The following is a 14,733-nucleotide window of genomic DNA, read 5'->3' as shown; positions in this document are numbered from 1 at the left end:
GCACCTCTGTCGGATGGTTGGAGCACCATGTCGGATTCCGCCGCGCGTGATCGGGACGCAGTCGAGACCGAGTCGGCCTTCTCGCATCCGGCCGTCGCACCCGACGTCTCGGCCGCCTACGGCGACCATCCCGACCAGGTGATCGACTTCTACGCCCCGCGCGACGGGCGGGCCGGGGCGCCCGTCGTGGTCGTCCTGCACGGTGGTGCGTGGCGGGGGCCGTACGACCGGCTCCATGTGACGCCGTTCGCGGACTTCCTGGCCCGCCGCGGGTTCGCCGTCGCCAACGTCGAGTACCGGCGCGGCAGCGAACTCCCGCAGCAGCGGGGTTCCGGTCCGGTCGCGGGCCGTTGGCCGGAGACCTTCGACGACGTGGCCGCGGCGATGGACGCGCTGCCCGGGCTGCTGGCCGTCGCGCTTCCGGAGGCCGATGCGCGACGGATCGTCGTCACCGGGCACTCCGCAGGCGGGCAGCTGGCACTGTGGGCCGCGGCCCGGCACGTACTGCCGCAGGGGTCGCCATGGCGGCTCGCCGCGGCGCCGCCGCTGCGCGGGGTCGTCGCCCTCGCGCCGATCGCCGACTTCACCACGGCGGTGGAGCTGGATGTCTGCTCCGGCGCGGTGGGTCAACTCCTGGGCCGGGAGGCGGACTTCGCCGCACGGAGCCCGTACGCCGATCCGGCCGCGCTGCTGCCGACCGGGATCGCCACCGCGGTCGTACAGGGACGCACCGATCTGACCGTGCCGCACGCGGTCGCCGAGGCGTTCGTGGACGCGGCGGCCAAGGCGGGCGAGACGGTGGGCCTGACACTCCTGGAGGAGGTCGGGCACTTCCCGTTGATCGATCCGGCGGCGGACGCGTGTGCGGTGGTGGCGGAGGAGATCGCCCAGTTGGCATGGTGACACGGGGCGCCGGAGGCATCCGGCAGTCGCATTCGTCACCGATTTCCCGGCTCCAGTAGTCCTTGCGACGGATGCCGCGGGATCCGTATCACTGCTGACGACGTCGCGGGCCCGGCCGCCTACCTTGGGAGCGTGACCGAGACCACCAAGACCAGAAGCCCCGAGTTCCGGCTGGCCGCAGGGGCGATAGGCGGCCTGCGGCAGGACCTCTTCCATGATGCGTTCGCCTACCGTCCGCTGGCGCCCATGCGGACCGACGGGGCACTGACCCGGCGGCTGTCGGAGCGGATGCGCGCGCGGGCCGCCCGGACGCCGCACGCACTGGTCGGGCTGGCCGCGCTGATCACGGCCCTCATAGGCCTCGGCGCGGCGGACGGCCCCGGGCCCTGGTCCGGGTTCGAGATCGTCCTGGCCGGGCTGCTCCCGGCACTGACCATCGCGATGACGCTGTTCCGGCCGGTCGGCGCGTTCTGGATGTCGATGGTGCTCACTCCGGTGACAGCAGTGATCACCGGCGGCGACTGGCCGTGGGTGCCGAGCTTGTTCTTCTCGCACCTGGTGGTGCTCGTCGTGGTCGCGGCCCGGACCCGGCCGCGTACCGCCGCCTGGATGTGGGTCCTGACCGTGGTGCTCGGCACCTTCCTGGAGAACGTCGGCTGGCACTACTCGTCGACCACCGGGCCCATGGCCGTGGCCTCCGCGTTCGCCCTGCTCGTGGTGACCGTCGTGCAGACCCGCCGGGAGGCGGAGCGTGAGGTGACCGTGCAGCGCACCGTCACCGCCGTGGAGCGCGACCGGCGCACGTTGCTGGAGGAGCGCACCACCATCGCCCGCGAGCTGCACGACGTGGTCGCCCACCACATGTCGGTGGTCGCGATCCAGGCCGAGGCCGCCCCGTACCGGGTGGAGAACCCGCCGCCCGAGCTGGAGCAGGCCTTCGTCACCATCCGGGAGAACGCCGTCGCCGCCCTCACCGAACTGCGCCGGGTCCTCGGCGTCGTACGGGCCGAGGACTACGAGGCGCCGGACGCCCCGCAGCCCACCCTCGCCGAGCTGGACGGACTGCTCGCCAATGTGGCGGACGCGGGCCTGGTGGCGGAGAAGACCGTCACCGGTGCGGTACGCGAACTGCCCCAGGGCGTCGAGCTGTCGGCGTACCGGATCATCCAGGAAGCCCTCAGCAACACGTTGCGGCACGCGCCCGGCGCCACCGCCAAGGTCGAGATCGGCTATGTGCTCGGCGGGCTCGGACTGCGGGTCGTCAACGGGCCGCCGACCGGGCCGGTGAAGCCCTCGCCGGGCGCCGGGCACGGCATCACGGGGATGCGGGAGCGGGTCGCCATGCTGAACGGCGAGATGACCGCCGGGGCGACCGCGGACGGCGGGTACGAGATCGCCGTGTTCATCCCCGTGTCCCCGGCCCAGGAACCGACGCAGAGCGAGACCTCATGAACGACATCCGTGTCCTGATCGTCGACGACCAGATGATGGTCCGCGAGGGCTTCTCGGTGCTCCTGGGGGCGATGCCGGGCATCGAGGTCGTCGGCGAGGCCGTCGACGGCCGGCAGGCCATCGCCCAGGCCGCCGCGCTGCGGCCCGACGTGGTGCTGATGGACATCCGGATGCCGGAGCTCAACGGCATCGAGGCGACCCGTGAGATCGTCGCGAACGACGCGGCAGCCAAGGTGCTCGTGCTGACCACGTTCGACCTCGACGAGTACGTGTACCAGGCGCTGCGCGCCGGGGCGTCCGGGTTCCTGCTGAAGGACGCCTCCGCCCGCCAGCTCGCCGACGGGGTAAGGGTGGTGGCGGCCGGGGAGGCGCTGCTGGCGCCGACCGTCACGAAGCGGCTGATCACCGAGTTCTCCCGGCTCGCGGGGGCCCCGAGGCCGCCGGCGCTCACCCGGATCGGCGATCTGACGGAGCGCGAGACGGAGGTGCTCGTTCTGATCGCGCAGGGCCTGTCGAATGCGGAGATCGCCTCGCATCTGGTGGTCGCCGAGTCCACCATCAAGACGCATGTGAGCCGCATCCTGGTGAAGCTGGGTCTGCGGGACCGTACCCAGGCGGCGGTGTTCGCGTACGAGGCGCGGCTGGTCACCCCGGCCTGAGCTGCCCCACCGGCGGGCCGGGCGGTTAGCGTCCTCCCATGCACCCGTCTCCGCAGCCCGAGTCCGCCGCTTCGTTCGATCCCTGGTCGCCGGCGTTCGTCGCCGACCCGTACCCCGCCTACGCCGCGCTGCGGGCCACCGGCCGGGTGCACCGGTTCGAGCCCACGGACCAGTGGCTCGTCCCGCACCACGCCGATGTGTCGGCGCTGCTGCGGGACCGGCGCCTCGGCCGCACCTATCTGCACCGCTTCACCCACGAGGAGTTCGGCCGCACGCCCCCGCCCGCCGCGTACGAGCCCTTCACCACCCTCAACGGGCAGGGGCTCCTCGACCTGGAGGCCCCCGACCACACCCGGATCCGGCGCCTGGTCTCCAAGGCGTTCACCCCGCGTACGGTCGAGCAGCTCGTCCCGACGGTACGGCGGCTGGCCGCCGAGCTGGTCGACAGCTTCGTCGAGGCGGGCGGCGGCGACCTGCTGACCGCGGTCGCCGAACCGCTGCCCGTCGCCGTCATCGCCGAGATGCTGGGCATCCCCGCGTCCGACCGCGCTCCGCTGCGGCCCTGGTCGGCGGCGATCTGCGGGATGTTCGAACTGAACCCGTCCGAGGAGACCGCGAGCGCCGCCGTTCGCGCCTCGGTGGAATTCTCCGCCTATCTGCGGGAGCTGATCGCGGAGCGCCGCAGGAGCCCCGGTACGGATCTGATCTCCGCGCTCATCGCCGCGTACGACGAGGGGGAGCGGCTGAGTGAGCAGGAGATGGTCTCCACCTGTGTGCTGCTGCTGAACGCGGGCCACGAGGCGACGGTCAACACCACCGTGAACGGCTGGTGGACGCTGCTGCGCCACCCCGAGCAGCTGGCGGCCCTGCGCGCCGACCACGGGCTGCTGCCCACGGCCGTGGAGGAGTTGCTGCGGTACGACACTCCGTTGCAGATGTTCGAGCGCTGGGTCCTCGACGACATCGAGATCGACGGCACGGTGATTCCGCGGGGCTCGGAGGTGGCCCTGCTCTTCGGCTCGGCCAACCGCGACCCGGCCCGCTTCACGGACCCGGAGACGCTGGACCTGTCCCGGCGGGAGAATCCGCACGTCTCGTTCGGCGCCGGCATCCACTTCTGTCTGGGCGCCCCGCTGGCCCGGGTCGAACTCTCGGCCTCCTTCGGCGAGTTGCTGCGCCGGGCGCCCGGGATGCGGCTGGCGGCCGAACCGGAGTGGAACCCGGGTTACGTGATCAGGGGCGTGAAGGAGCTGCGCGTGGAGCTGTGACGGGAAGCCGCCGAGCGCTGCCCGGCACGCCGGCCGCGCACGAGGCGCCGGCTCGCCAGGACGTCGGACGCGGCACCGAAGGCGGTGGGCGCAAGCAGGGCCACGGACAGGGCACGGCCCCGCCTTCCTCCAGGAGCAGCGTCCGGCCCCCGGAAGGGTTCTGTCCTTCCGGGGGCCGGACGCATGGAGGTCCGGCCGTGCATGCGGTCCAGCCGGCCGGACCGTTGCTCAGGTCAGGAGGTCGCGCCGCCGCAACGCCGCCACCCCCGCGCCCGTGAGCGCCACCGCCATCGCGGTGAGCAGCAGCACCGGAGCCCACTGCATCTCGGTGCCCGGCAGCTTGGGCAGATGGCCGAAGGGCGACAGGTTCATCACCGACCGGGGCAGGTCGAGGGCCGGGCCGATCCATCCGATCAGCAGGCACGCTCCCACCACGCCCCAGGCCGCCGGGGCCGCTTTGGGAAACGCTCCGTACAGCAGGACCGCCAGACCGCCGAGGAGCCAGATCGCGGGCACCTGGACCAGCGCCGCCCCGAGCACCGCGCCGAACTCGCTGCCGTATCCGACGGCCAGACCGAGCCCGCCGACCAGCATGACGGCGACCGCGCCGCCGAACGCGATCACCAGGTGCCCGGCCGCCCACCGCGACCGCCCCAGGCGGTTCGCGAGCAGCGGTTCGGCACGCTGCGAGGTTTCCTCGCTGTGCAGCCGGAGGACCGATGCCACCACGTACAACGCGGCCATCATCCCCAGCATCCCGACCATCGCGGCCAGGAAGGCCTGGGTCATGCCCTCCTGTCCGCCCATCCGCGCGAAGATCTCCTTGGCCTGCTCGTTGTCACCCACCAGGTCGGCCGCACCTTCGGCCATGCCGCCGAAGACGACGCCCGCGACGGCGAAGCCCACGGTCCAGCCGAGCAGTGTGCCGCGCTGCAGCCGCCAGGCCAGGCCACCTGCGGTGGCGAGTCGGCCCTCGGCCGGGCCCGGACGTGCCGGGAGGAAGCCCATGCCGGTGTCGCGCCGCCCGGCCAGTGTGTACGCGGCCGCGGCCTGAGCCGCGATCGCCGCCCCGAAGAGCAGCAGCACCCACCAGCGCTCGCCGGCGTACGGCCGCATGTTCTCCGCCCAGCCGATCGGCGACAGCCAGGTCAGCACGGACGACCCGTCGTTCACACCGGAGTCTCCGGCCGCCCGCAGCAGGAAGGCGAGGCCGAGCACGCCGCCCGTCATCCCCTTGGCGAGCCGTGCGCTCTCGGTGAGCTGCGCGACGATCGCCGCCATGGTGGCGAAGAGCATTCCGGTCGCGCCGACGGCGAGTCCGAGCGCCGCCGCTCCTGCTCCGCCGTGTGCGGCGAGGCCGCCCGTGACGAACAGCGTCACCAGCGCGTTGGCGACCAGGGCGGTGAACAGCGCCGAGGTGAGCGGGGCGCGCCGCCCCACCATCGCTGAGGAGAGCAGTTCCTGACGGCCTGTCTCCTCCTCCTCGCGGGTGTGCCGGATGACGATGATCAGGCTCATCACGGCGGCCAGGGTGGCGGCGAAGACGCCGAACCGCCAGGCCACCAGACCTCCGATCGAGTCACCGAAGACCGGTCCGTACATGGAGCGCAGGGAGCTGTTCGCGCTCATGGACACGGCGACCTCGGCGCGGGCGGCCGGAGTGTCGTAGAGCTGCTCGATCGACGAGCCGCCGCTGACGACCATCAGGGTGAGCACGAGGACCCACACCGGAAGCATGATGCGGTCCCGGCGCAGGGCGAGCCTGAACAGTGGATCGGTTCCGGTGAGTTGGCCGGCGCCGCCGCCGCGTACCGCGACTCCCGCAGTCATCGCGACATCGCCTCTTCCGCGGCCGGGGCCGCATCGTCCTGGTAGTGCCGGAGGAACAGCTCCTCCAGGGTGGGCGGGGTGCTGGTCAGCGACCGTACTCCCGAGGTGGTGAGCGAACGCAGTACGGCGTCGAGCTTGTCGGTGTCCACCTGGAGCCGTACCCGCCTGCCCTGGACGTCGAGGTCGTGGACGCCGGGCAACTGTGCGAGCCCGTTCGGCGCGGCGGCCAGTTCGGCGGTGACGCTGGTACGGGTCAGGTGGCGTAGGTCCGCGAGGGACCCGGTCTCGACCGTGACGCCCCGGCGGATGATGCTGACCCGGTCGCAGAGCGTCTCGATCTCGCTCAGGATGTGTGACGAGAGCAGTACGGTCTGGCCGCGTTCGCGGGCGGCCTCCCGCACAAGGTCCGTGAAGACCTCCTCCATCAGCGGGTCGAGCCCGGAGGTCGGCTCGTCCAGGATCAGCAGGTCGACGTCGGATGCGAGTGCGGCGACCAGGGCGACCTTCTGGCGGTTGCCCTTGGAGTACGTCCGCCCCTTCTTGGTGGGGTCCAGCTCGAACCGCTCGACGAGGTCGGCGCGCCGCTGCTTGTCGAGGCCGCCGCGCAGCCGCCCGTAGAGGTCGATCACCTCGCCGCCGGAGAGGTTGCGCCACAGGGTGACGTCACCGGGGACGTACGCCACCCGGCGGTGCAGCTCGACCGCGTCCTTCCACGGGTCCCGGCCGAGCAGCTGGGCGGCGCCGGAGTCGGCCCGCAGCAGGCCCAGCAGAATCCGGATGGTGGTGGACTTCCCGGAACCGTTGGGTCCGAGGAAGCCGTGGACCTCACCGGTCTCGACCGCGAGGTCGAGGCCGTCCAGTGCGTGCGTCCGCCCGAACGACTTGTGCAGTCCGGCCACGGTGATTGCCTTCGTCATGTTTTTGAACGTACGCTACTTTCACAAAGTTGTGAAGTTAAGGAAGCGTATAAAGTCGGGTTGTGGTCCGGGCCGGGAATCCCCGCCGGAATTCCAGGGGAGACGATGGGGCGATGAGCAGCGAAACCGGCGCAGGCGGGCGTGGGCACGAACCCGAGCAGGGCCGCGACGAGGAGGCCGTGTCGCGGTTCGTGGAGCGCTTCGCCGCCGAGATGACCGAGGCGGGCATGCAGCGCATGGCGTCCCGCGTCTTCGCCGCACTGCTGGCGGACGACGACGGCTCCATGACCTCGGCGGAGCTCAGCGAGCAGCTGCAGATCAGCCCGGCGGCGGTGTCCGGTGCGATCAACTACCTCACCCAGGTCAGCATGGTCGGCCGCGAGCGCGACCCCGGCTCGCGCCGGGACCGCTACCGTCTGCACAACGAGATCTGGTACGCCACCTTCGCCAGTCGCGACCGTGTCCTGACCCGCTGGGAGCACACCCTCAGGGAGGGCGCACGAACCCTGGGCCAGGACACGCCCGCCGGTGCGCGGCTCGCGGAGACGGCGGAATTCTTCGAGTTCCTGCAGACGGAGCTGGTCGGCCTGATGGACCGCTGGCGTGACTACCGCAAGAAGTTCGACCTCCCGTGACGGAACGGCTGGGGACGGAGCGCCGGCCCCTGAACCCCGGGGCGGCTCAGGCCAGCGGGTGAGACGTCCGGCCGGACGCCTCGTCGATCTCGTCGTGCGCCTTGGTCAGCAGGTTCATCGCGAGTTCGTTCATCGCTCTGGCTCCTGCGATCTCCTCGCCGACCCTCGGCTGCTGGGAGTCGGAGGGGTGGCGGCTGGCGTACCCGTGCGCACGTACCTCGTTGCCATCAGGGAGCCGTACGAGGGCAGCTGCGCGGGTGCGGTGGTTGTCTTCCTCGAATTCCAGCTCGATGTGCCATCCGACAGCGGTCTTCATCATGACCATCACCTCCGGGACCTCTTACCAGAGTGCGCCCGTTCCCGCGCCCGCGCCCGCGCACGGCCGGCCCCGCGACGCGTGGCTACCCCTCGGCCACCGGGAGCATCAGTCCCCACGCGCCCGCCCGCACCGTCCAGGTCCGCGTCCGGACCGGCCCGGCGACCTGGGGGTCCGCCCGGTAGCGGAAGTCCGCGCCGGAGACCGTGACGGCCTTGGCCTCCGCCGTCAGCGTTTCTCCCTTCGCGGTGTGGACGACCACGTCCGCGAGGCCTCCGCCGCCGCCCTGCGAGGTCACCGTCACCGATTCGACCGGGCTGTCCAGGTCGTTCAGCACCACCCCGTCCGTCTCGACCCGCAGCCGATGTGTGCGAGGTGCGGCGGGTGAGGTGGGCGGGGCGGGGCGCACCAGGGTGCGCACGAGGGAGCGGCAGGTGTCCCAGACCGCCGTGACGCCCGTGTGCGGGGCCGCCGAGCCCGGCGCCGTGGGCAGGGCGGGGATGCACAGGGCGCCCAGGACGACGCCGTCGCTGTCGTCGACCAGCAGGTCGAGCCGGCGTACGGCACCGTCCAGCGCGGCGCGCGCTGCGGCCACCGCACCCATGGGCACGCCGAGCGAATGCGCGAGTTCCAGCATCGGCGCCGCGCCCACCGGAACCAGTGCGAGCGCCTCACCGGTCAGTTCCCTGTCCCGGTGCAGCAGCGTCACGACGCGCAGCAGTGTCCGGTCGTCGCCGACCACCACCGGACGCCGACTGCCCCGGCGGGACAAGGCCCGCGCGAATTCCTCCGGTCCGTCCGGGAGGCAGATTTTTGCGTGCGAACCTGCGCTCAGCACGTCCTTCGCGATACGGACGGACTCGCCGTCGGTCCGGCGGGCGACCGGGTCGATCACCACCAGCAGCTGGTGCGCACCGTTGCCGGGGGGCTGGGCAGCCGACACCTCGGTCCTTCCTCGGGTAGCATCTTGGTGCAAGAGCCCCTTGCGCTATTGCGCCAGGGGCTTCGTCTATTCCGGGGCACCCGGTTCGACGGTTCAGGCTTCGTCGTACATCGTCGTACGGCGTGTACGACGTTTACGTACGCCCCCTGACCTTGGACATGCCCCGCCCGGAAGGGGTGTACGCCTGTGCCCGCACTTGTGCTGCTCGGTGCTCAGTGGGGTGACGAGGGCAAGGGAAAGGCCACCGACCTCCTCGGTGGATCCGTGGACTATGTGGTGCGTTACCAGGGCGGCAACAATGCCGGCCACACGGTGGTCGTCGGTGACCAGAAGTACGCACTTCATCTCCTCCCCTCCGGAATCCTTTCACCGGGGTGTACCCCGGTCATCGGTAACGGTGTCGTCGTCGACCCGGCCGTCCTGCTCTCCGAGCTGAGTGGGCTGAACGACCGCGGCGTGGACACATCCAAGCTGCTGATCAGCGGTAACGCTCATTTGATCACCCCGTACAACGTCACGATCGACAAGGTGACGGAACGGTTCCTCGGGAAGCGCAAGATCGGCACGACCGGCCGGGGCATCGGCCCGACGTACGCCGACAAGATCAACCGGGTCGGCATCCGCGTCCAGGACCTCTACGACGAGTCGATCCTGGAGCAGAAGGTCGAAGCCGCGCTGGAGCAGAAGAACCAGCTCCTCGCCAAGGTCTTCAACCGGCGTGCCATCGAGGCCGGGAAGATCGTGGAGGAGATGCTCCAGTACGCGGATCAGATCAAGCCGTACGTCGCAGACACCACGCTGATCCTGAACGACGCCATCGACGCGGGCAAGGTCGTCCTCTTCGAGGGCGGTCAGGGCACGTTGCTCGACGTCGACCACGGCACGTACCCCTTCGTCACCTCTTCGAACCCGACCGCGGGCGGCGCCTGCACCGGTTCCGGCGTGGGCCCGACGAAGATCAGCCGGGTCATCGGCATCCTCAAGGCGTACACGACGCGCGTCGGCGCCGGCCCGTTCCCGACGGAGCTGCTCGACGAGGACGGCGAGGCGCTGCGCCGGATCGGCGGCGAGCGCGGTGTCACCACCGGCCGTGACCGCCGCTGCGGCTGGTTCGACGCGGTGATCGCGCGGTACGCGACCCGGGTCAACGGCCTCACCGACTTCTTCCTCACCAAGCTGGACGTGCTGACCGGCTGGGAGCAGATCCCGGTGTGCGTCGCGTACGAGATCGACGGCAAGCGGGTCGAGGAACTCCCGTACAGCCAGACCGACTTCCACCACGCGAAGCCGGTCTACGAGATGCTGCCGGGCTGGTCCGAGGACATCACGAAGGCCAAGACCTTCAGCGATCTGCCGAAGAACGCGCAGGCGTACGTGAAGGCGCTGGAGGACATGTCCGGCGCCCCGATCTCCGCGATCGGTGTCGGCCCCGGCCGTACCGAGACCATCGAGATCAACTCGTTCCTGTAGGACGGACGACGCGGAGGGGGGCCGGGGCGGCTGTTGCCCCGGCCCCCCTCCGCGCTTTCACTCCTCCCCGCAGATCCGCAGCCCCTTCGGCGTCGCGCACGGCAGATGCCCGTGCGTACGGATGACGTCCTGGCCGTTGCCGCGGCTCAGATAGCCCAGGAAGCTGGAGGCCAGCGAGTCGGCGGGCGGCTGGCCGTACGTGTAGGCGTACTCGATCTCCCGGTACGGGTAGGTGCTGGAACCGATCGAGTCGACGGACGGGACGGTGGAGTCGATGGCGAGCTGGTGCGCCCCCTCCAGCGGGGTTCCGGAGCGCAGCTCGCTGTAGCCGATCGCGCCGTCGAGCCGGCCGACGGTGGCCAGGACCTGGTCGGTGGAGTCGAGTTCGCAGCGGATGACCCGGGCCGCGGCGTCGTCCTTGGTGGCACAGTCGCGGGACGACTGGGCGGGTTCGTTGTGGCCGAGGACGCGGCGCTGGAAGACCTCGCGGGTGCCGGAGTTGGCATCCCTGCTGACCAGGAGTACGGGCAGGTCGGGTCCGCCGAGCACCTTCCAGTTGCGGATGTCGCCCCGGTAGATCTTCCGGACGGTGGCCAGGGAGAGGTTCTTGACGGGTACCCGGTCGTTGACGACCAGGCGGAAGAGCGAGACCGCGACCCGGTTCTCGCGCAGCTTCGGGTAGCCGTCCGGTTTGGGGCCGTCGGAGAGGGCGATCAGCGCGGGGGAGCCGGACTTCCCGGTGGCGGCGCCCCGGTCGGCGAGTTCCCGTATCCCCGCGTTGCTGCCGTGCGCGTCGACGGTGACGGTGGAACCCTCGCACTCCTTCTCGTACTTCTGCGCCAGTTCCCGCACGACCGGTTCGAAGGCGGTCGATCCGGTCACCGTCAGGGTGCCCCGGGCGCAGCCCATCGGGGGCGGGGTGTCGTCGCGGACCAGGATGATCGAGGCCAGGGTGATGACGCAGACGGTCAGCGCCACGGTGATGAGCCGGGCGGCCCGGCCGAACATCGGGGGCTTCTCGTCGGGGCGGGCGGCGCTGTTGGGTGTCACCTCGCCGTCCCGGATACCGCCGGTGATCCTGATGGGGCTGCCCACGTGCGAGCCGGTGAGCAGCACCAGCAGCTTGAAGTGCTCTCCCCGGTTGAGGGGGACGCGCGGCAGCCGGATGAGCCGGCCGCTGTGGCGCATCCCGCCCGCCGGGGTGAAGTGCTCCATCAGATGGTCGGCGCCGGGTGCCTGGGTCACCGCGATGCCGCGTACCGTGCGGCCGGTGAACTCCACGGTCAGTCCGTGCAGTTCACGGCCCGTGTAGTCGTTGTCGGCGATGGACTGCGAGCCGTCGTTCTCGACGCGCAGCAGGACGAGCGTGGCATCGGCCATGTCGGGCGTCTCGCTGAAGAGCCCGAGCCGGACATTGGCCCGGCCCTCGCTGACGTCGCTGCCGATCGGGGTGTCCATCTGGACCCGGTAGCCGATGCGCTTGCGGCGGGGTACGCGGCGCTCGTACCAGAGCACTCCGATGGAGGCCAGGACACCGAGCACGGCGGTGCACACGGCCACGATGTTCTCGGCGCTGAACCACTCCACGGCTTCCTCGCGCTCCCCTCGTCCAACGCGTGCACGCGTGTGCCACCGGACTCCGGTTCGGGTCACCGTATGTGCGCCGTAGGGGAGTTGGGGCGGCCGGCCGGATCCTTTCGGCTGACGTTCGCCTGGTGTTCGCGCAGTCGCCGGGTCCGGCGGGCCGGCCGGTCCGTCGTTCCGCATGCTGGACGGGCCCGAAGGTTTTTCGTTCGGCTCCGGCCGTCTGTACGCCGCATGATCCGAATGAACTCCTTCCGGAATTCCTCCTGTTTAGGGCCTCTCCGGCGCGGCGCATTCGTCGTGAACGCGCTCCGCGGCGCCTCTTCGGAAAGATTTCACGCGCTGGTCTAGACCTTGACAGGTACAGACCAGCGGCGCTTGAGTGACGGTCACCCCCCATGGCGGTGCACCGATGAACTCGGTGCACCGCGCCGAAGGAGTGATCACATGATGCGACGCGTCATGGGCATGATGGCCGCGCTGGGCGCGGTCGTCGCGATGCTCGTCGTTCTCCCCGCCTCCACCGCATCGGCGGCCGAATGCGCGGCACCCTGGAACGCCTCGTCCGTCTATACGGGCGGCGGGGCGGCCTCGTACAACGGGCACAACTGGACCGCGAAGTGGTGGACCCAGAACGAGCGGCCGGGCAGTTCCGACGTCTGGGCGGACCAGGGCAGCTGCGGTGGCGGAACGGATCCGGGCACCCCGTCGGGATTCGTCGTCAGCGAGGCGCAGTTCAACCAGATGTTCCCGAGCCGGAACCCCTTCTACACGTACAGCGGACTGACCGCGGCCCTGAGCGCCTATCCGGGCTTCGCCAACACCGGAAGCGACACGGTCAAGCGCCAGGAGGCGGCGGCGTTCCTCGCCAACGTCAGCCATGAGACGGGCGGACTCGTGTACGTGGTCGAGCAGAACACGGCCAACTACCCGCACTACTGCGACACCGGGCAGCCCTACGGCTGCCCGGCCGGGCAGTCCGCGTACTACGGCCGCGGCCCGATCCAGCTCAGCTGGAACTTCAACTACAAGGCGGCGGGTGACGCGCTCGGCATCGACCTGCTCGGCAACCCGTACCTGGTCGAGCAGAACGCGTCCGTGGCCTGGAAGACGGGTCTTTGGTACTGGAACACCCAGAACGGTCCGGGCACCATGACCGCCCACAACGCGATGGTCAACGGCGCCGGCTTCGGCGAGACGATCCGCTCCATCAACGGCTCGCTGGAATGCAACGGCGGCAACCCGGCCCAGGTCCAGAGCCGCATCGACCGGTACCAGGCCTTCGTGCAGATCCTCGGCACCACCCCCGGCTCGAACCTGAGCTGCTGATCCCACCGCTGAACCGACCTGCCGATCCACAGCCTGTGGATCCCTCCGCCCGACGGGGGCGCGTCCGGCCAGGGCCCGGACGCGCCCCCGCTTCGGCGTTCCAGGAGGGTTCACCGGAGGCTCCGGTTGCAGAGGTCCGGTCGTTCCTCGCGGCCTCAGACCAGTGGTTTCACCGACATCAACAGGTGCCGGTGCGTCGGACGAGGTGCGGCGTCCCGGTCCGGCTCCGCCGTGCCGCCCTCGGCCGTCCGGCCGGTGATCATGGCGCGTTGGCCGGGACCCATCAGACCGAACTGGACGACCGGGGCGTCGAACGAGGCCAGGGCGTCCATCAGGTACGAGGGATTGAAAGCGACCGTCAGCTCATCGGCGCTCTCCAGGACGGCAGACAGCCGCTGGGACGCGACGTCGTCCTCGTACCCGGCCTGGAGCAGCACCGAGTCGCCGGAGAAGGTCAGTTGGAGCGGGCTGTCGCCGTCCGCGACCACCGCGACGCGCTTGACGGCCTCGACCAGGGGCGCCCGGTCCGTCACCGCGGTCGTCGGGTCCGCCATCGTGAACAGCTTGTCGTGCCGGGGGAGCCGGCCGTCCAGGAGCCGGACCGTGGTGCGCATTCCGGCGAGTTCGAAGCCGGCCGATCCGGCATCCAGGGCGACGCTGACCATGCCGGAGCGGCCGAAGGAACGGGCGATCTCCGTCAGGCGCCGGGCCGACACCACCACATCGGCCGAGACGTCCGCCGTCGCCGGCTTCCATGCGAGCGTGCGCACCGCGAAGCGGTACCGGTCGGTGGCGGCCAGCGTCATCGTGTCGCCGTCGAGTCCGACCCGGATCCCGGTGAGGGTCGGCAGTGTGTCGTCCCGGCCCGCGGCCACCGCCACATGGGCGACGGCCGCGGCGAACTCCTCCGAGTCCACCGCCCCCAGCACCCCGGGCAGCGGCGGCAGCGCCGGATAGTCGTCCAGCGGCAGCACCGACAGCCCGAACCGGGCGCCGCCGCCGGTCACCGAGAACCGTGAACCTTCCACCGCGCACACCACCGGACCTTCGGGCAGCACCCGGCACACATCGAGCAGCCGTCTCCCCATGACCAGCACCCGTCCGGCCCGTACGGTCTCCGCCTCGACCTCGATGCGGGCGGACGCCTCGTAGTCGAGGCCGGAGATCCGCAGCCACCCGCTGTCCGCCTCCAGCAGCAGTCCGCCGAGCACCGGCACGGGCGAGCGAGCAGGCAGCACGCGGGCCGCCCAGGCCACGGCATCGGTCAGTGCACTGCGATCGATACGGAACTCCATGGCGGGGCGCCCCTCTCCGTCGGTCCAGGTGATGACCCGACGTTAGGCGGCGCCACTGACAATCGGCCCAGGGACGGTGCGGCCGACGACAGCGACCACCCCCGTGGGTCGCTGCCGCCGCGCCTCCCCGTC

General features: G+C 70.9%; 13 protein-coding genes. 7 read left to right on the top strand and 6 right to left on the bottom strand.

Annotated elements, in window-relative coordinates; translation table 11 throughout:
• Positions 1-27 precede the first annotated feature (27 nt).
• From ACFYP5_RS28940 to ACFYP5_RS28925, 4 genes are all read left to right on the top strand, one after another.
• Complete coding sequence (locus ACFYP5_RS28940; protein WP_389041504.1) at positions 28-903, top strand: alpha/beta hydrolase family protein; 876 nt, start codon at positions 28-30, stop codon at positions 901-903.
• A 132-nt stretch (positions 904-1,035) separates the two neighbouring features.
• Positions 1,036-2,355 carry a sensor histidine kinase gene (locus tag ACFYP5_RS28935; protein WP_389041502.1) on the top strand — a complete coding sequence of 440 codons (1,320 nt, stop codon included), beginning with the start codon at positions 1,036-1,038 and terminating at the stop codon, positions 2,353-2,355.
• Positions 2,352-3,014 (top strand): response regulator, encoded by a 663-nt coding sequence (locus ACFYP5_RS28930; protein WP_389041500.1) that lies wholly within the window; start codon positions 2,352-2,354, stop codon positions 3,012-3,014. The genes ACFYP5_RS28935 and ACFYP5_RS28930 overlap by 4 nt, the downstream gene beginning before the upstream one ends.
• 38 nt (positions 3,015-3,052) lie before the next feature.
• Positions 3,053-4,282: a cytochrome P450 gene (locus ACFYP5_RS28925; protein WP_389041498.1), complete on the top strand. Its 1,230-nt coding sequence runs from the start codon at positions 3,053-3,055 to the stop codon at positions 4,280-4,282.
• Between the two features lie 228 nt (positions 4,283-4,510).
• Here ACFYP5_RS28925 and ACFYP5_RS28920 read toward each other — a convergent pair whose 3' ends face one another.
• Both ACFYP5_RS28920 and ACFYP5_RS28915 read right to left on the bottom strand, forming a co-directional pair.
• Entirely contained in the window at positions 4,511-6,112 is a 1,602-nt protein-coding gene (locus ACFYP5_RS28920; RefSeq protein ID WP_389041496.1) for an ABC transporter permease, read from the bottom strand.
• Positions 6,109-7,029: an ATP-binding cassette domain-containing protein gene (locus tag ACFYP5_RS28915; protein ID WP_389041494.1), complete on the bottom strand. Its 921-nt coding sequence runs from the start codon at positions 7,027-7,029 to the stop codon at positions 6,109-6,111. The genes ACFYP5_RS28920 and ACFYP5_RS28915 overlap by 4 nt, the downstream gene beginning before the upstream one ends.
• 113 nt (positions 7,030-7,142) lie before the next feature.
• On the opposite strand from ACFYP5_RS28915, the gene ACFYP5_RS28910 reads away from it, so the two are divergent.
• The gene (locus ACFYP5_RS28910; protein WP_389041492.1) at positions 7,143-7,664 is read left to right on the top strand and encodes a GbsR/MarR family transcriptional regulator; all 522 of its coding nucleotides are present in this window, start codon (positions 7,143-7,145) and stop codon (positions 7,662-7,664) included.
• 46 nt (positions 7,665-7,710) lie between these two features.
• On the opposite strand, the gene ACFYP5_RS28905 is transcribed toward ACFYP5_RS28910, so the two are convergent.
• Positions 7,711-7,983, bottom strand: coding sequence for a DUF1876 domain-containing protein (locus ACFYP5_RS28905; protein WP_355994427.1), 273 nt, complete (start codon positions 7,981-7,983; stop codon positions 7,711-7,713).
• A gap of 82 nt (positions 7,984-8,065) precedes the next feature.
• The gene (locus tag ACFYP5_RS28900; RefSeq protein ID WP_389041490.1) at positions 8,066-8,923 is read right to left on the bottom strand and encodes a diacylglycerol kinase; all 858 of its coding nucleotides are present in this window, start codon (positions 8,921-8,923) and stop codon (positions 8,066-8,068) included.
• Positions 8,924-9,109: 186 nt separating this feature from the next.
• On the opposite strand from ACFYP5_RS28900, the gene ACFYP5_RS28895 reads away from it, so the two are divergent.
• Positions 9,110-10,393 carry an adenylosuccinate synthase gene (locus ACFYP5_RS28895; protein WP_389041488.1) on the top strand — a complete coding sequence of 428 codons (1,284 nt, stop codon included), beginning with the start codon at positions 9,110-9,112 and terminating at the stop codon, positions 10,391-10,393.
• A 57-nt stretch (positions 10,394-10,450) separates the two neighbouring features.
• Here ACFYP5_RS28895 and ACFYP5_RS28890 read toward each other — a convergent pair whose 3' ends face one another.
• Entirely contained in the window at positions 10,451-11,980 is a 1,530-nt protein-coding gene (locus ACFYP5_RS28890) for a substrate-binding domain-containing protein (RefSeq protein ID WP_389041486.1), read from the bottom strand.
• 444 nt (positions 11,981-12,424) lie between these two features.
• On the opposite strand from ACFYP5_RS28890, the gene ACFYP5_RS28885 reads away from it, so the two are divergent.
• Complete coding sequence (locus ACFYP5_RS28885; RefSeq protein WP_389041485.1) at positions 12,425-13,306, top strand: glycoside hydrolase family 19 protein; 882 nt, start codon at positions 12,425-12,427, stop codon at positions 13,304-13,306.
• 155 nt (positions 13,307-13,461) lie between these two features.
• On the opposite strand, the gene dnaN is transcribed toward ACFYP5_RS28885, so the two are convergent.
• Positions 13,462-14,601, bottom strand: coding sequence for a DNA polymerase III subunit beta (gene dnaN, locus ACFYP5_RS28880; RefSeq protein WP_389041483.1), 1,140 nt, complete (start codon positions 14,599-14,601; stop codon positions 13,462-13,464).
• Positions 14,602-14,733: the final 132 nt, after the last annotated feature.

The organism is Streptomyces sp. NPDC005262 (genome assembly GCF_042872425.1).
Lineage (GTDB): Bacteria > Actinomycetota > Actinomycetes > Streptomycetales > Streptomycetaceae > Streptomyces.
The sequence above is the reverse complement of the archived record's forward strand: the minus strand, read 5'-3'. Positions and strand labels throughout refer to the sequence as shown.